This is a genomic window from Xanthomonas translucens pv. cerealis (assembly GCF_006838285.1).
Taxonomy (GTDB): domain Bacteria; phylum Pseudomonadota; class Gammaproteobacteria; order Xanthomonadales; family Xanthomonadaceae; genus Xanthomonas_A; species Xanthomonas_A cerealis.
This window is the reverse complement of sequence record NZ_CP038228.1, coordinates 502,532-514,785: the sequence shown is the minus strand read 5'-3', so window position 1 is coordinate 514,785 and position 12,254 is coordinate 502,532. Positions and strand designations below refer to the sequence as shown.

Here is a 12,254-nt window from a genome sequence, read left to right as displayed (position 1 = left end):
AGCGCGTGCAATCTTCGGCCGGCCCCATCACCTTCCTGCGCGAAATCAGCGGCGAGGCGCTGTTCGCCGCCCTGCGCAAACTTCCGCCGGAAGCGGTGATTCCACCCACTGAAGGGAAAGGCGCAAGGCCGACCGCCGCATCATGCGCCTGGCGTGTCGTGGCGCGCTGGACCGCGCTGGGCAGCCAGCGCGATCGGCAGCGCCGACCGCCACCGAAGCTCGGCGGCGGCAGAACGACTCAGCGCCCCCCCCGAAAGAACCCGAGTGCAGCACACCGCTGTATCCGAAGTTCGCCCCTTGATAACCGCCCGCTGCTTCATTGAACGCGTTGAAATCCCGGCGCACTTGTTGGATTTCTGAACGATACTCGTCAGGACCGCGGCTCCCAAGCGAGCCATTCAACTTGCCGTTGATTTTACGGATAGTTTTATTCAATGACTCCAGGATCGGTTGCAGACCCGGATCCCCATGCTCGGCCTGTTCAGCGATCTCACGACTCAATTGTTGCGCCTCGCGAAGCACCGCCTGCAGACCGGCCTCGTTAGTTGCCACGCCCCTCTGATGTACCGGCGCGTTCGAGACGCGGGGTCGCAGGCCGGCAAGCGCCGGATTGTTCGATGCAACCGGCTGGTAGGGATCGCGCTCATGTGGCGAGCCCGGCGTGGCAGACCCGTGTGCGTGCTCATCTTGCTGGTAACGCGCACTGGACTCACCGGAACGAAAACAGCGATTTATATTTCCCATCATTGTCTCCTTCGTAGAAATCGAAACAGGACGTCCATTTTGGATCGGCGTGAAACCGCGCGGGCCATGAACCACGAATTTCCGAAAAGCAAACCGAAAACAGGCGACAGGCCAGCGGGCTTGCGGACGGCGGGGCCGGCCCGCACCGCCACGTCATCGTCATGTCATCTGCGCCAGCGAGGCTGGCCCACCGTGCGCCGAACGCAGGCGATGACCGGCAACGCCAGACGCGCGTGAACGCAGATGGTCGCCCAGCACGGTCCGGTGTTGCGCGGCTTCTTCGTGCGCCGCGGCGCCAGCGAGGACGCTGAGGACATGGTGCAGGAGACCTGCCGATGCATGCCTGGTGGCAGCGGCCGCATCGTGTTCCGCGACGAACCGCTGGCCAACGTGGCCGAAGATTTCAACTAGCCACATCGCCGGTGCCAGACACGGCGATCAGCACTGCCACGCCGATGGCGAACGCTGCGTGCAATGGCAAGCGCTCGCATACTGCTGCCGACGACGCACTGCGCGCCGCACGATCGGCGCGCGCCCCGATCACGCCGCGCCGTTCCGATCGCGCAGGCGTGGACCGCAGCGAACAACCTCCACCCGCGCTCGCCCACCACACCTGTCACAGAAAATTCATCGAAAACCGGTGCCCGATCGTCGCTGTCGATCCTCGTAGTCCAGGCACAACGCAGCATTGGGCCCTTCGCGGCAGCGCTGCGCCCGCACCTTCCGCTCCCAAGAAGGACTGACGCATCGCAGCGGCGCGCGCGTTCGCGCACAAACGAGAACGGCGCTCGCAAAAGCGAGCGCCGTTTCAGCTACGCGGATTGTCTCTGCGCGCTGCACGCCGGCGAACGCCGCTGCGCCGCTGCGTCCCACCGCTACGCTCCGGATCGGGGTGCCGCGATTTGCAGCGTCGATGCCCGGCATCACCGCAAGCAGCGCATGCACGCCAATGCATCGATCGGCAGCGGCCGGGTCGCGGGACCCGGCCGCTACAGGATCGGACGCGGCTCAGGCCTGCTTCGGATCCGGGCCGTAAACGTTGGCGCCCCTGGCGCCCTCCATCAACATGAAGACCAGCACCACGACACCGCCCAGCCAGGGGATCAGGCCCAGCAGCACGTACCAGCCGGACTTGCCCTGATCGTGGAAACGGCGCACCTGCACAGCAAACGACGGCACCAGCATGGCGAGCGAATACAGGCATACCAGCACGAACGCAGCCATCGACAACGCACTGGTCCCGTTCTGGCCGCCGAAGCCACCGCCGATGCCGACCAGCACCATCAACACCGTGATCACGATGATGTTCAACAGCGTGAACATCCAGTACTCCTTGCGCCGCGAACGCCCGGAAAAATCCGCGTAGCGCTTGAGCGGCATCAACATCCATTCCATTGTGTTTCCTTTTTTCGAACCGCTGCGTCACTGCAGCGGCGGCATGGTGGCATAAACCCTGCCGCAGGGAAACGCTTGCAGCTACTCGCTCGCCGCCTCCAGCGCCTGCGACAGGCGCTCCACCGCGATCACCTCCATGCCCTTGACCACGCCGGTCTTGGGCGCATTGGCCTTGGGCACGATGGCGCGCTTGAAGCCATGCGTGGCCGCCTCGCGCAATCGGTCCTCGCCGTTGGGCACCGGGCGGATCTCGCCGGACAGACCGACCTCGCCAAAGGCGATGGTCTTCTCCGCCAGCGGCTTGTCGCGCAGCGAGGACAGCACCGCCAGCAGCACCGGCAGGTCGGCCGCGGTCTCCTGCACGCGGATGCCGCCGACCACGTTGACGAACACGTCCTGGTCGCCGACCACGATGCCGCCGTGCCGATGCAGCACCGCCAGCAGCATCGCCAGGCGGTTCTGTTCCAGGCCCACCGCCACGCGACGCGGATTGGACAGCGGCGAGGCATCGACCAGCGCCTGCACTTCCACCATCAGCGGCCGCGTGCCCTCGCGCGTGACCATCACGCAGCTGCCGGGCTGGTTGGCGCTGCTGCCGGACAGGAAGATCGCCGACGGATTGGAGACTTCCTTCAGTCCCTTCTCGCCCATCGCGAACACGCCCAGCTCGTTGACCGCGCCGAAGCGGTTCTTGAACGCGCGCAGCAGGCGGAAGCGGCTGCCGCTCTCGCCCTCGAAATACAGCACCGCATCGACCATGTGCTCGAGCACGCGCGGCCCGGCAATCCCGCCTTCCTTGGTCACGTGGCCGACCAGGAACACCGCGGTGCCGGTCTCCTTGGCGTAGCGCACCAAACGCGCCGCGCTCTCGCGCACCTGGCTGACCGAACCGGGCGCGGCGGTCAGCGACTCGGTCCACAGGGTCTGCACCGAGTCGGCCACGATCAGCTTGGGCCGCGCTGCGCTGGCCTGCTGCAGGATCTGCTCGATGCCGGTCTCGGCCAATGCGTTGAGACCGTCCAGCGGCAGGTCCAGGCGTACCGCGCGGCCGGCGACCTGGGCCAGCGATTCCTCGCCGGTCACGTACAGCACCGGCAGCGTGCTGGCCATCTTCGCCAACGCCTGCAGCAGCAGCGTCGACTTGCCGATGCCCGGGTCGCCGCCGATCAGCACCACCGCGCCTTCGACCAGGCCGCCGCCGAGCACCCGGTCGAACTCGCCGATGCCGGTGGACACGCGCGCCTGGTCGCGATGCTCTACGTCCTTGAGCGCAGTGATCTTCGGCGCCTCGGTCTTGCCGGCCCAGCCGCTGCGCCGCGCGGCGGCCGGCGCCTTGGGCGCCGCCGCGCTCTCCAGCACGATCTCGCTCAGGGAATTCCACGCTCCGCACTCGGCGCACTGGCCTTGCCATTTGCTGTACTCGGCGCCGCAGTCGCCGCAGACGTAGGCGGTTCTGGCTTTGCTTGCGGCGCTCTTGGCCATCGGAACATCCGGAAAAGCGGTGGGAGCGCTACTGTAGCCGCGCGGCGTCTCGCCGGGCGAGAACCGCGCCGTGCGCAGCTGCCGCGGCGCTATGCCTGCGCGCGCAGGCGCGCATCGCCATGCGCGTGCTCGCCCCAGATCCGGTCGATGCCCTCGGCCAGCCGATCCAGGTCCTGCTCGGTATGCGTGGCCATCACACTGATACGCAGACGCTCCTGGCCGCGCGGCACCGCCGGGAAGTGCACCGGATTGACGAACAGCCCCAACTGCTCCAGGCGCATCGCCGCCGCCTTGGCATCCATGCCCGGCGGGGTATGCACGATCAGGATCGCCGAAGGCGTGGACACGTCCAGTCCCCAGGACAGCGCATTGAGCCGCGCGCACAGGCCGGCGGCATTGGCGTGCAGCTGGCGCATCCGCTCAGGCTCGGCGGCGATGACGTCCAATGCGCCATGCGCCGCCGCGATCGTGGCCGGCGGCAATGCGGCGGAGAACATGTACGAGCGCGAGATCCAGCGCAGATACTCGATCAGCGGACGCGAAGCGCACACGAAGCCGCCATTGACCGCCAAGGTCTTGCTGAAGGTACCCATCAATACGTCGATCTCCTGCGCCACGCCGAAGTGCTCGCCGCTGCCGCCGCCATGCGCGCCGAGCACCCCGCTGCCGTGCGCATCGTCGACCACCAGCAGCGCCGAATGGCGCTTGCATAGCGGCACCAGCTGATCCAGCGGCGCCAGGTCGCCATCCATCGAGTACACCCCTTCCACCGCGACGAAGGTGTCCTGCTCGCAGCGGCCGCTGCGCTCCAGCCAATGCGCCAGACGCTGCAGATCGTTGTGCGGGAACCGGCGCGAGGAGAGCCCGGCCAGTTTCAGCCCGTCGAACCAGGACGCATGCGAATAGGCGTCGTAGTAGATGCGGTCGCCGTTGCGCGCCAACGCGCCGGGCAACGCCAGGTTCGCGGAAAACCCACTTGGGAAGATCATCGCGTCCTCCTGGCCCTTGTGCGCGGCCAGACGCTCTTCCAGTTCGCGGGTGATGCGCAGGTAGCCATTGAGGAACGGCGGCCCGCCGATACCCGTGCCGTATTCGGCGATGGCACGCCCTACCCGCTCGCGCACGTGCGGGTGATTGGCCAGGCCCAGATAATTGTTGGAACCGAACATCAGCACTGGACGCGCCGCGCCACCGGCGTCATCGCGCAGCAGCACTTGGCGATCGGCCGGAGAGCAAATCTGCCGGTGGTACGGCATGCGCCCTTGCTCGCGGTCATGCGCAACCAGCGTCGCGACATACTGCGCCCGCTGCCGCAGCCGCATGCCGCGGTTGTCGAACAGCAACGCCGGATCGAAGTTCTCCCCGCTTTGGGGCAGGGGATCGCATTGACCAACGGCGTCGGCCGCGAGAGAAACAGTAGGCAAAGAAGGCTTCATCGTGGGGGCCGTGGCAGGTTGATCGAGGGTCGAAAGGCCGCTGGCTAGCGGCCCACCTACGATCGCGCGCGCCCCCGTAAAGGCGCCATGCCTGTGCGCGTAAACAACCGGGCCGGCGGGATAAAACTTGCGTAACCGCGCATGCGCTACGCCGCCCGACGCCCTCGCCCCCAGCCACCGCTGCGCGGTCCACGCACCGCCGCGCAGCAGCGCTCCGACGGCTTATCGGGCCTTGTACAACTCGCTCAACCGGTCCGGCTTGCCGGCGATGCGTTCCAGGTGCGGATACTGCAGGCCGCCGTGGTAGGCGATGCGCAGCGTGTCGTAGCGGTTGCCGCGCTTGACCAGCAGTTCGATCGGCGCGGCGGCGCCCTTGGCCGCGGTGATCGCCTCCTTGATCGCGTCGGCACTGTACTCGCGGCCGTTGACCGCGACGATGCTGTTGCCGGCGATGATGCCGGCGTCGAACGCCGGGCCGTCCCACAGCACGTCCTGCACGCTGCCCTTGTCGTCCAGGCTCAGGCCCAGCGAATAGCTCAGGCCGACGCCGTTCTTGGTCGCCTCGTAGGTCTTGATCGCCTCGTTCGGCTGGTCGCTGTAGACCACCTTCCAGCCGCTGGCCTCGATGCCGCCGATCAGCGGGCCGTGGCCGTCGACGCGGCTGCGCAGGAAGCTCGCCCAGTCGTACCTGGCCACGCCGTCGAGGGTGGCGACAATGTCCTCGAAGGTATACGGATTCACGTCCCAGGCGCCGTCGTGCATGCCGAAGAAGGCCTTGGCGAAGTCGTCGATCGAGCGCTTGTTGCCACTGAGCTCGCGCAGCTTGGCATCGACCTCCAGCCACAGCATCTGCCCGCCGGAATAATAGTCCTCGCTCATCTGGTAGCTGCGGTAGGCGCGCGGCCGGCGCAGCGACATGGTCGGGTCGTTGGTGGTGTCCTGCAGCGCGCGCCAGGCCATGCCGGGACGGCCGCGCTGGTAGGTGGCAGCGACGTCGGCGAGCACGTCGCGCGCCTGGGGCTGCGTCCACAGCCCGGAGCGCGCGGCCAGCACTTCGCCCCAGAACTGGGTCTGGCCCTCGTACAGCCACAGCAGGCTGTCGCCCATCGGCACATTGAAGTTCGGCGTGGCCAGGTCGGCGCCGCGGCGGTACTTGCCGTTCCAGGAATGGTTGAACTCGTGCGAAAGCAGGTCGCGCCGGTCCCAGCTCTTGTCCCACTCGGTGAAGTAGTTGAGCGGGCCGCTGTTCTCGCTGGAACGGTGATGCTCCAGGCCGATCCCGCCGAGCTTCTCGGTCAGGGCCAGCAGGAATTCGTAGTGATCGAAATGACGCGCGCCGTACAGCTTGTCCATCTGCCGCACCAGCGCCGCGTGCGCCTTGATCTGCTCGGGCCTGGCATCCAGCGACTTGGCCTCGTCGGCGAACACGTTCAGATACACCGGCGCCTTGCCGCCGGCATCCAGCGCGATGCGCTTGTAGTACTTGCCGGCGAACATCGGCGAATCGACAAGGTCGTCGAAGTCGATCGGCTTGAAAGTCACCGTGTCGCCGACCCGCGTGGCGGTCTCCAGCGCGGTGGCATAGCTCCAGCCCGGCGGCAGGGTCACGCTGGCCTGGGCCTTGATGTTGCGCGCGTAGATGCCGGCCGGGTACAGCGCGGTGGTGTTCCACTGCAGGTTGAGCATCTCCGGGGTCATCATCACCCGGCCCTGGCCGTCGCCCTGCGAGGAAAGGAACTGGAACTCGGCGACGATCTCGCTGACGCCCGGCGGCACCTCGACCTTGAACGCGTACACGTCGAACTGGTCGCGCTTCCACGGCAGCACCTGGCCGTTGGCCTTGACCACCAGCCCGGCCAGCTTGTCGATCGGCCCGGTCGGCGAATGGTTGCCGGGAATCCACTGCGGGTACAACAGGGTCATCGGTCCCGGCGTGGCCGGGATCGTGGTGCGCACGTGGAAGATGCGATGCGCCAGGTCGGTGGCGTCGACATCGATCTTCAGCGTGCCGGCGAATGGCACGTCCTGCGGCGGCGCGGTCTGCGCCGCGGCCTGGAACGCGGCAGTGGCGGCCAGCAACAGCGGCGCCATCCAGGCGGTGGACTTGGTCATGGGGTCTCCAGTAGTACGGTGGACGGGCAATCGGCGATGCTATGCCGGCTGCTGGCGTGGCGTTGCATGCCATTGGTCATGCATCGGCGCCATCGCCGGCGACAGCGGCCGACATTACGCGCCGATGCGAGCGCCGCAACGCAAAAGACCGCCCGCAGGCGGCCTTCGCGAGCGCGCGGCGGTACGCGACCTCAATGCATCATGTTGACGTTGAGGTTGTGCATGACCCACAGCGAGCCGACCACCACGATGCCGATGATCAGTAGCGAGAACAGGCCGACGTGCACGTTGGAGCGCTGCTCGGCGGAGCGGTCCATGTGCAGGAAGTAGATGAGGTGCACCACCATCTGCACCGCGGCCAGCACCGCGATGACGATGACGGTCACGCCCTTGGGGAACGCGCCGCTCATGACCATGCCGAACGGGATCACGGTGAGTACCACCGCCATCACGAAGCCGATCAGGTAGGACTTTAGGCCGCTGCCGTGCGACTCGGCGTGTGCGTCGGAAGGAGAATGGTTGGCCATTACAGCGCTCCCAGCAGGTAGACGATGGTGAACACGCCGATCCAGATCACGTCCAGGAAGTGCCAGAACAGGCTCAGGCACGCCAGGCGGGTGGTGGTGCGCGGGGTCAGGCCGTTCTTGGCGATCTGGATCACCAGCACCGTCATCCACAGCAGGCCCGAGGCCACGTGCAGACCGTGGGTGCCGACCAGGGTGAAGAACGCGGACAGGAACGCGCTGCGGCCGGGACCGGCGCCCTCTTCGATCAGATGGTGGAACTCGTAGATTTCCATGCCCAGAAAGCCCAGGCCCAGCGCCGCGGTGACCGCCAGCCAGCCATACAGACCGCCCAGGCTGCGCTTGTGCGCGGAGATCATCGCCAAGCCGAAGCTCAGGCTGCTGAACAGCAGCAGGAAGGTTTCCACCAGCACGAACTTCAGGTCGAACAGTTCCTTGGCGGTGGGTCCGTCCACGGTCGCGCCGGCCAGCACCGCGTAAGTCGCGAACAGGCCGGCGAAGATGAGGCAGTCGCTCATCAGGTAGACCCAGAACCCGAACACGGTGTTGCCGCCGCTGTCGTGGTGGGCGTGATCGTCGTGGCCGTCGGCGTGGACGGCGTGGTGGTTGTCGAGCGTCGTGGAGGACATGGTTCAGAGCGCCTTTGCGGCATGCGCCGCCTGTTGCTGTTCCAGCAGGGCGAAACGCGCGTTCTCGATGCGCTCCACCTCCTCCGCCGGGACCCAGTAATCGACGTCGTCGTCGAACGTCCGCGCGATGAAGCTGCCGATCATGCCGACCAGGCCGATGATCGCCATCCACCAGATGTGCCAGATCAAGCCGAAGCCCAGCACCACGCTGAAGGCGCCGATCCAGACCCCGGCCGCGGTGTTGCGCGGCATGTGGATCGGTTCGTACCTGGCCGGACGCGTCCAACCCTTGCCCTTGAGCTTGTCCTCCCAGAACTGGTCGCGGTCGTCGATGTGCGGCAGCACTGCGAAGTTGTAGAACGGCGGCGGCGAGGACGTGGCCCACTCCAGCGTGCGCCCGCCCCACGGGTCGCCGGTCAGGTCCAGGTTGTCCTTGCGCTTCCAGATGCTGTAGCCGATCTGCACCAGGTTCAGGAAGATGCCCATGCCGACGATCGCCGCGCCGGCCGCGGCCACCATCAGCCACGGCGCCCACTCCGGATGGTTGTAGCTGTTCATGCGCCGGGTCATGCCCATGAAGCCGAGCACGTACAGCGGCATGAAGGCGACGAAGAAGCCGACGATCCAGCACCAGAACGAGGCCTTGCCCAGCGTCTCGTTGAGCTTGAAACCGAACGCCTTCGGGAACCAGTAGGTCAAGCCGGCCAGGTAGCCGAACACCACGCCGCCGATGATCACGTTATGGAAGTGCGCGATCAGGAACAAGCTGTTGTGCAGCACGAAGTCCACCGCCGGGATCGCCAGCATCACCCCGGTCATGCCGCCGATGGTGAAGGTGATCATGAAGCCGATCGTCCACAGCACCGGCGCGGTCATGCGCACGCGGCCGCGGAACATGGTGAACAGCCAATTGAAGATCTTCACCCCGGTGGGAATGGAGATGATCATCGTGGTGATGCCGAAGAACGCGTTGACGTTGGCGCCCGAGCCCATGGTGAAGAAGTGGTGCAGCCACACCACGAACGACAGCACGCCGATGCACGAGGTGGCGTAAACCATCGAGGTGTAGCCGAACAGGCGCTTGCTGCTGAAAGTGGCGACCAGCTCGGAAAAGATGCCGAACGCCGGCAGGATCAGGATGTACACCTCCGGATGGCCCCAGATCCAGATCAGGTTGACGTACATCATGGCGTTGCCGCCGCCGTCGTTGGTGAAGAAGTGCGTGCCCAGGTAGCGGTCCGCGCCCAGCAGCGCCAGCGCCACGGTCAGGATCGGGAATGCGGCGATGATCAGGATGTTGGTGATCAGCGCGGTCCAGGTGAAGATCGGCATGCGCATCAGGGTCATGCCTGGCGTGCGCATGCGCAGAATCGTCACGAAGAAGTTGATGCCGGTCAGCAATGTCCCCAGGCCGGAGATCTGCAAGGCCCAGATGTAGTAATCGACGCCGACCCCGGGACTGTATTCCAGCCCCGACAGCGGCGGATACGCCAGCCAGCCGGTCTGGGCGAATTCGCCCACGCCCAGCGAGATGTTGACCAGCGCCGCACCGGCCACGAACAGCCAGAAGCTCAGCGAGTTCAGGAACGGGAAGGCCACGTCGCGCGCGCCGATCTGCAGCGGCACGATCAGGTTCAGCAGGCCGGTCATGAACGGCATGGCCATGAAGAAGATCATGATCACGCCGTGCGCGGTGAAGATCTGGTCGTAGTGATGCGGCGGGAAGATGCCCTCATTGCCGCCGTGCGCCATCGCCTGCTGGGTGCGCATCATCGCCGCGTCGGCGAAGCCGCGCAGCAGCATGACCAGCGCCACCACGATGTACATGACGCCGATGCGCTTGTGGTCGACCGAGGTCAGCCACTCGCGCCACAGGTAGCCCCACTGCTTGTACTTGGTGACCGCCGCCACGACCAGCAGGCCGAGCAGGCCGGCGCCGCCGAGGGCGCCCATGACGATCGGCTCGTGGAACGGAATCGCCTCGAGCGTGAGTTTGCCTAGCATCACTTGTCTCCAGAAGTGCACATGGCGACCGGCTCAGCAGCCGATGCCGGATGGTCATCGTGGCCTTCCATATGCTGACCCTTGCCCATCATGTATTTGTGAATCAACGACTTGAACATGCCGTCCTGCACCGACGCGTAGTAGGTCACCGGGTACGGCGCCTTGTCGTTGCGGTTGGCCGCCAGGATCTGGAACTCGGCCTGGTCCAGCGCCTTCGGCGCGGCCTTGACCTTGGCCACCCACGCCTCGAAACCGGCGCGGTTGGTGGCATGCGCGGTGAAGCCCATCTTCGAGAAGCCGTGGCCGCTGTAGTTCGCCGACAGGCCGAAGTAGTCGCCAGGCTCGTTGGCGATCAGGTGCAGCTTGGTCTCCATGCCGGCCATCGCGTAGATCTGCGTGCCCAGGTGCGGGATGAAGAAAGAGTTCATCACCGTGTCGGAGGTGATCCTGAAATTCAGCGGCGTATCCACTGGGAACGCGATCTCGTTGACCGTGGCGATGCCCTGCTCGGGGTAGATGAACATCCACTTCCAGTCCAGCGCCACCGCCTCGATGGTGATCGGCTTGACCTTGGAATCCAGCGGCTTGTACGGGTCAAGCGCATGCGAGGAGCGCCAGGTCAGCACCGCCAGCACCAGGATGATCATGCACGGGATCGACCACACCACCACCTCGATCGCGGTGGAATGCGACCAGTTCGGCTCGTAGCGGGCCGTGGTGTTGGACGCGCGATAGCGCCAGGCGAAGGCCAGGGTCATCACGATGACCGGGATCACCACCAGCAGCATCAGCACCACCGAGGTGATCAGCAACGTCTTTTCGTCGTGGCCGATCTGTCCCTTGGGATTGAGGATGGCCGCATCGCACCCGGCCAGCAGCAGCGCGGGCAGAAGCGACAGACCGGAGCGCAGCGAGCGCCGGAGTTGTTTCAACGGAATCATCGAACGATCCAATTGCATAAGGGAGGCGGACCGCGCAGTGGCGAACGGGAGCGGCCCCATGGGCGTTTCCGCGTTTCCTGCGGCATCCTGGCCGGCATGCGCGATCGACCATGTATTTTATGCTGCCGTGCGGCATCTCCGAAAGCCATTGACAAGACCGAGCGTGCGCGCAGGCGTGCTTTTATGTGCGACACATTGCCGCACCTGCGTGCGACGGATCGCCGCAGCCTGCCCGCGACGCGCGGTCGGCGCCTTCGATCTCGTTACAGCCTGAGATGACATCGGGCGCCACCGGCACCGCTTCGGCACGGCATGTGGCCACGCGGTTCTGGCAGGACACCCGCATCCGCACCCTGCCCTACGACCGCGGCTTCCTGTACTTCGTCACCGTCGACAACGCCCTGCGCAAGGCCAGCGGCGGCCGCAAATCGCTGGACGATCTGATCCTGGCGATACTGCATCGTCGGCAACGCGACAAGCCGCTCGGCATCGCCGACTGGGAAGCGATGCTGCGACAACCTCGACGAAGACGCGGTCCGCCAGCTGCACGCCATGCTCGACGGCGCCGCACCGCTATCGGCTAGCGACGCCTTCGGCCCCTGCTTCGAACGCATCTCCCAACCCATGCACCGCTACGAACTCGGCTTCGTCCCCGCCGTGCTGACCGAATCCCCCCGCATCGTCCGCGACCTGATCCCCGACTCGGCCGCCGCCAAGGCCGGCGTGCAAAACGGCGATGAGATCACCCACCCGGTGGGCCAGGATCAGTTGCAGGGGGAGCAGGATGGCATCCTCACTTTGCAGTTGCTACGCGATGGCAAGCCGTTGACGATCTCGTACAAGCCGCGTGGCGAGACTGTGGGACCTGGCAGTGGAAGCGCAAACAGGGCGTTGCGGAAGCCACGTGCTCGCTGCCTGCCACCGCCCAGGCGCAATGACCGGTAGGCTGTGGAACCGGAGTCCATCTCTGACTAGACTGCCTGCATA

11 protein-coding genes and 1 pseudogene are annotated in these 12,254 nt (G+C 65.9%); 3 read left to right on the top strand and 9 right to left on the bottom strand.

Annotated elements, in window-relative coordinates:
* Positions 1-45: 45 nt before the first annotated feature.
* Complete coding sequence (locus tag E4A48_RS20385; protein WP_185910703.1) at positions 46-552, bottom strand: hypothetical protein; 507 nt, start codon at positions 550-552, stop codon at positions 46-48.
* A gap of 435 nt (positions 553-987) precedes the next feature.
* Here E4A48_RS20385 and E4A48_RS02270 point away from each other — a divergent pair.
* Positions 988-1,074: pseudogene (locus E4A48_RS02270) on the top strand (RNA polymerase subunit sigma-70); the annotation flags it as partial.
* A gap of 678 nt (positions 1,075-1,752) precedes the next feature.
* Here E4A48_RS02270 and E4A48_RS02265 read toward each other — a convergent pair.
* The 8 genes from E4A48_RS02265 to cyoA all read right to left on the bottom strand — a co-directional run bounded on the left by E4A48_RS02265 (position 1,753) and on the right by cyoA (position 11,267).
* The gene (locus E4A48_RS02265; RefSeq protein WP_039005677.1) at positions 1,753-2,139 is read right to left on the bottom strand and encodes a DUF805 domain-containing protein; all 387 of its coding nucleotides are present in this window, start codon (positions 2,137-2,139) and stop codon (positions 1,753-1,755) included.
* An 81-nt stretch (positions 2,140-2,220) separates the two neighbouring features.
* Entirely contained in the window at positions 2,221-3,621 is a 1,401-nt protein-coding gene (radA, locus tag E4A48_RS02260; protein ID WP_039005678.1) for a DNA repair protein RadA, read from the bottom strand.
* An 89-nt stretch (positions 3,622-3,710) separates the two neighbouring features.
* On the bottom strand, positions 3,711-4,835 hold the full coding sequence (locus tag E4A48_RS02255) for an aminotransferase class I/II-fold pyridoxal phosphate-dependent enzyme (protein ID WP_260608041.1): 1,125 nt from the start codon (positions 4,833-4,835) through the stop codon (positions 3,711-3,713).
* A 444-nt stretch (positions 4,836-5,279) separates the two neighbouring features.
* Positions 5,280-7,169: a M61 family metallopeptidase gene (locus tag E4A48_RS02250; protein WP_185910702.1), complete on the bottom strand. Its 1,890-nt coding sequence runs from the start codon at positions 7,167-7,169 to the stop codon at positions 5,280-5,282.
* Between the two features lie 191 nt (positions 7,170-7,360).
* The gene (cyoD, locus tag E4A48_RS02245) at positions 7,361-7,696 is read right to left on the bottom strand and encodes a cytochrome o ubiquinol oxidase subunit IV (protein ID WP_039005681.1); all 336 of its coding nucleotides are present in this window, start codon (positions 7,694-7,696) and stop codon (positions 7,361-7,363) included.
* The gene (cyoC, locus tag E4A48_RS02240) at positions 7,696-8,322 is read right to left on the bottom strand and encodes a cytochrome o ubiquinol oxidase subunit III (RefSeq protein WP_039005682.1); all 627 of its coding nucleotides are present in this window, start codon (positions 8,320-8,322) and stop codon (positions 7,696-7,698) included. The genes cyoD and cyoC overlap by 1 nt, the downstream gene beginning before the upstream one ends.
* A 3-nt stretch (positions 8,323-8,325) precedes the next feature.
* On the bottom strand, positions 8,326-10,326 hold the full coding sequence (cyoB, locus tag E4A48_RS02235; protein ID WP_039005683.1) for a cytochrome o ubiquinol oxidase subunit I: 2,001 nt from the start codon (positions 10,324-10,326) through the stop codon (positions 8,326-8,328).
* Positions 10,326-11,267, bottom strand: a complete 942-nt coding sequence (gene cyoA / locus E4A48_RS02230) for a ubiquinol oxidase subunit II (RefSeq protein ID WP_142741819.1) — start codon at positions 11,265-11,267, stop codon at positions 10,326-10,328. The genes cyoB and cyoA overlap by 1 nt, the downstream gene beginning before the upstream one ends.
* A gap of 275 nt (positions 11,268-11,542) precedes the next feature.
* Here cyoA and E4A48_RS02225 point away from each other — a divergent pair, with 275 nt between their 5' ends.
* Together E4A48_RS02225 and E4A48_RS02220 are read left to right on the top strand one after the other, a co-directional pair.
* Complete coding sequence (locus E4A48_RS02225) at positions 11,543-11,851, top strand: hypothetical protein (protein ID WP_052234984.1); 309 nt, start codon at positions 11,543-11,545, stop codon at positions 11,849-11,851.
* Positions 11,820-12,212 carry a hypothetical protein gene (locus tag E4A48_RS02220; RefSeq protein ID WP_141696363.1) on the top strand — a complete coding sequence of 131 codons (393 nt, stop codon included), beginning with the start codon at positions 11,820-11,822 and terminating at the stop codon, positions 12,210-12,212. The genes E4A48_RS02225 and E4A48_RS02220 overlap by 32 nt, the downstream gene beginning before the upstream one ends.
* Positions 12,213-12,254: the final 42 nt, after the last annotated feature.

Excerpts from the sequence above, each read along its gene's own strand:
- radA (WP_039005678.1), bottom strand. The coding sequence starts at position 3,621 with ATGGCCAAGAGCGCCGCAAGCAAAGCCAGAACCGCCTACGTCTGCGGC.
- cyoA (WP_142741819.1), bottom strand. The coding sequence starts at position 11,267 with ATGATTCCGTTGAAACAACTCCGGCGCTCGCTGCGCTCCGGTCTGTCG.
- E4A48_RS02220 (WP_141696363.1), top strand. The coding sequence starts at position 11,820 with ATGCTCGACGGCGCCGCACCGCTATCGGCTAGCGACGCCTTCGGCCCC.
- cyoB (WP_039005683.1), bottom strand. The coding sequence starts at position 10,326 with ATGCTAGGCAAACTCACGCTCGAGGCGATTCCGTTCCACGAGCCGATC.
- cyoD (WP_039005681.1), bottom strand. The coding sequence starts at position 7,696 with ATGGCCAACCATTCTCCTTCCGACGCACACGCCGAGTCGCACGGCAGC.
- E4A48_RS02225 (WP_052234984.1), top strand. The coding sequence starts at position 11,543 with ATGACATCGGGCGCCACCGGCACCGCTTCGGCACGGCATGTGGCCACG.
- E4A48_RS02265 (WP_039005677.1), bottom strand. The coding sequence starts at position 2,139 with ATGGAATGGATGTTGATGCCGCTCAAGCGCTACGCGGATTTTTCCGGG.
- E4A48_RS02250 (WP_185910702.1), bottom strand. The coding sequence starts at position 7,169 with ATGACCAAGTCCACCGCCTGGATGGCGCCGCTGTTGCTGGCCGCCACT.
- cyoC (WP_039005682.1), bottom strand. The coding sequence starts at position 8,322 with ATGTCCTCCACGACGCTCGACAACCACCACGCCGTCCACGCCGACGGC.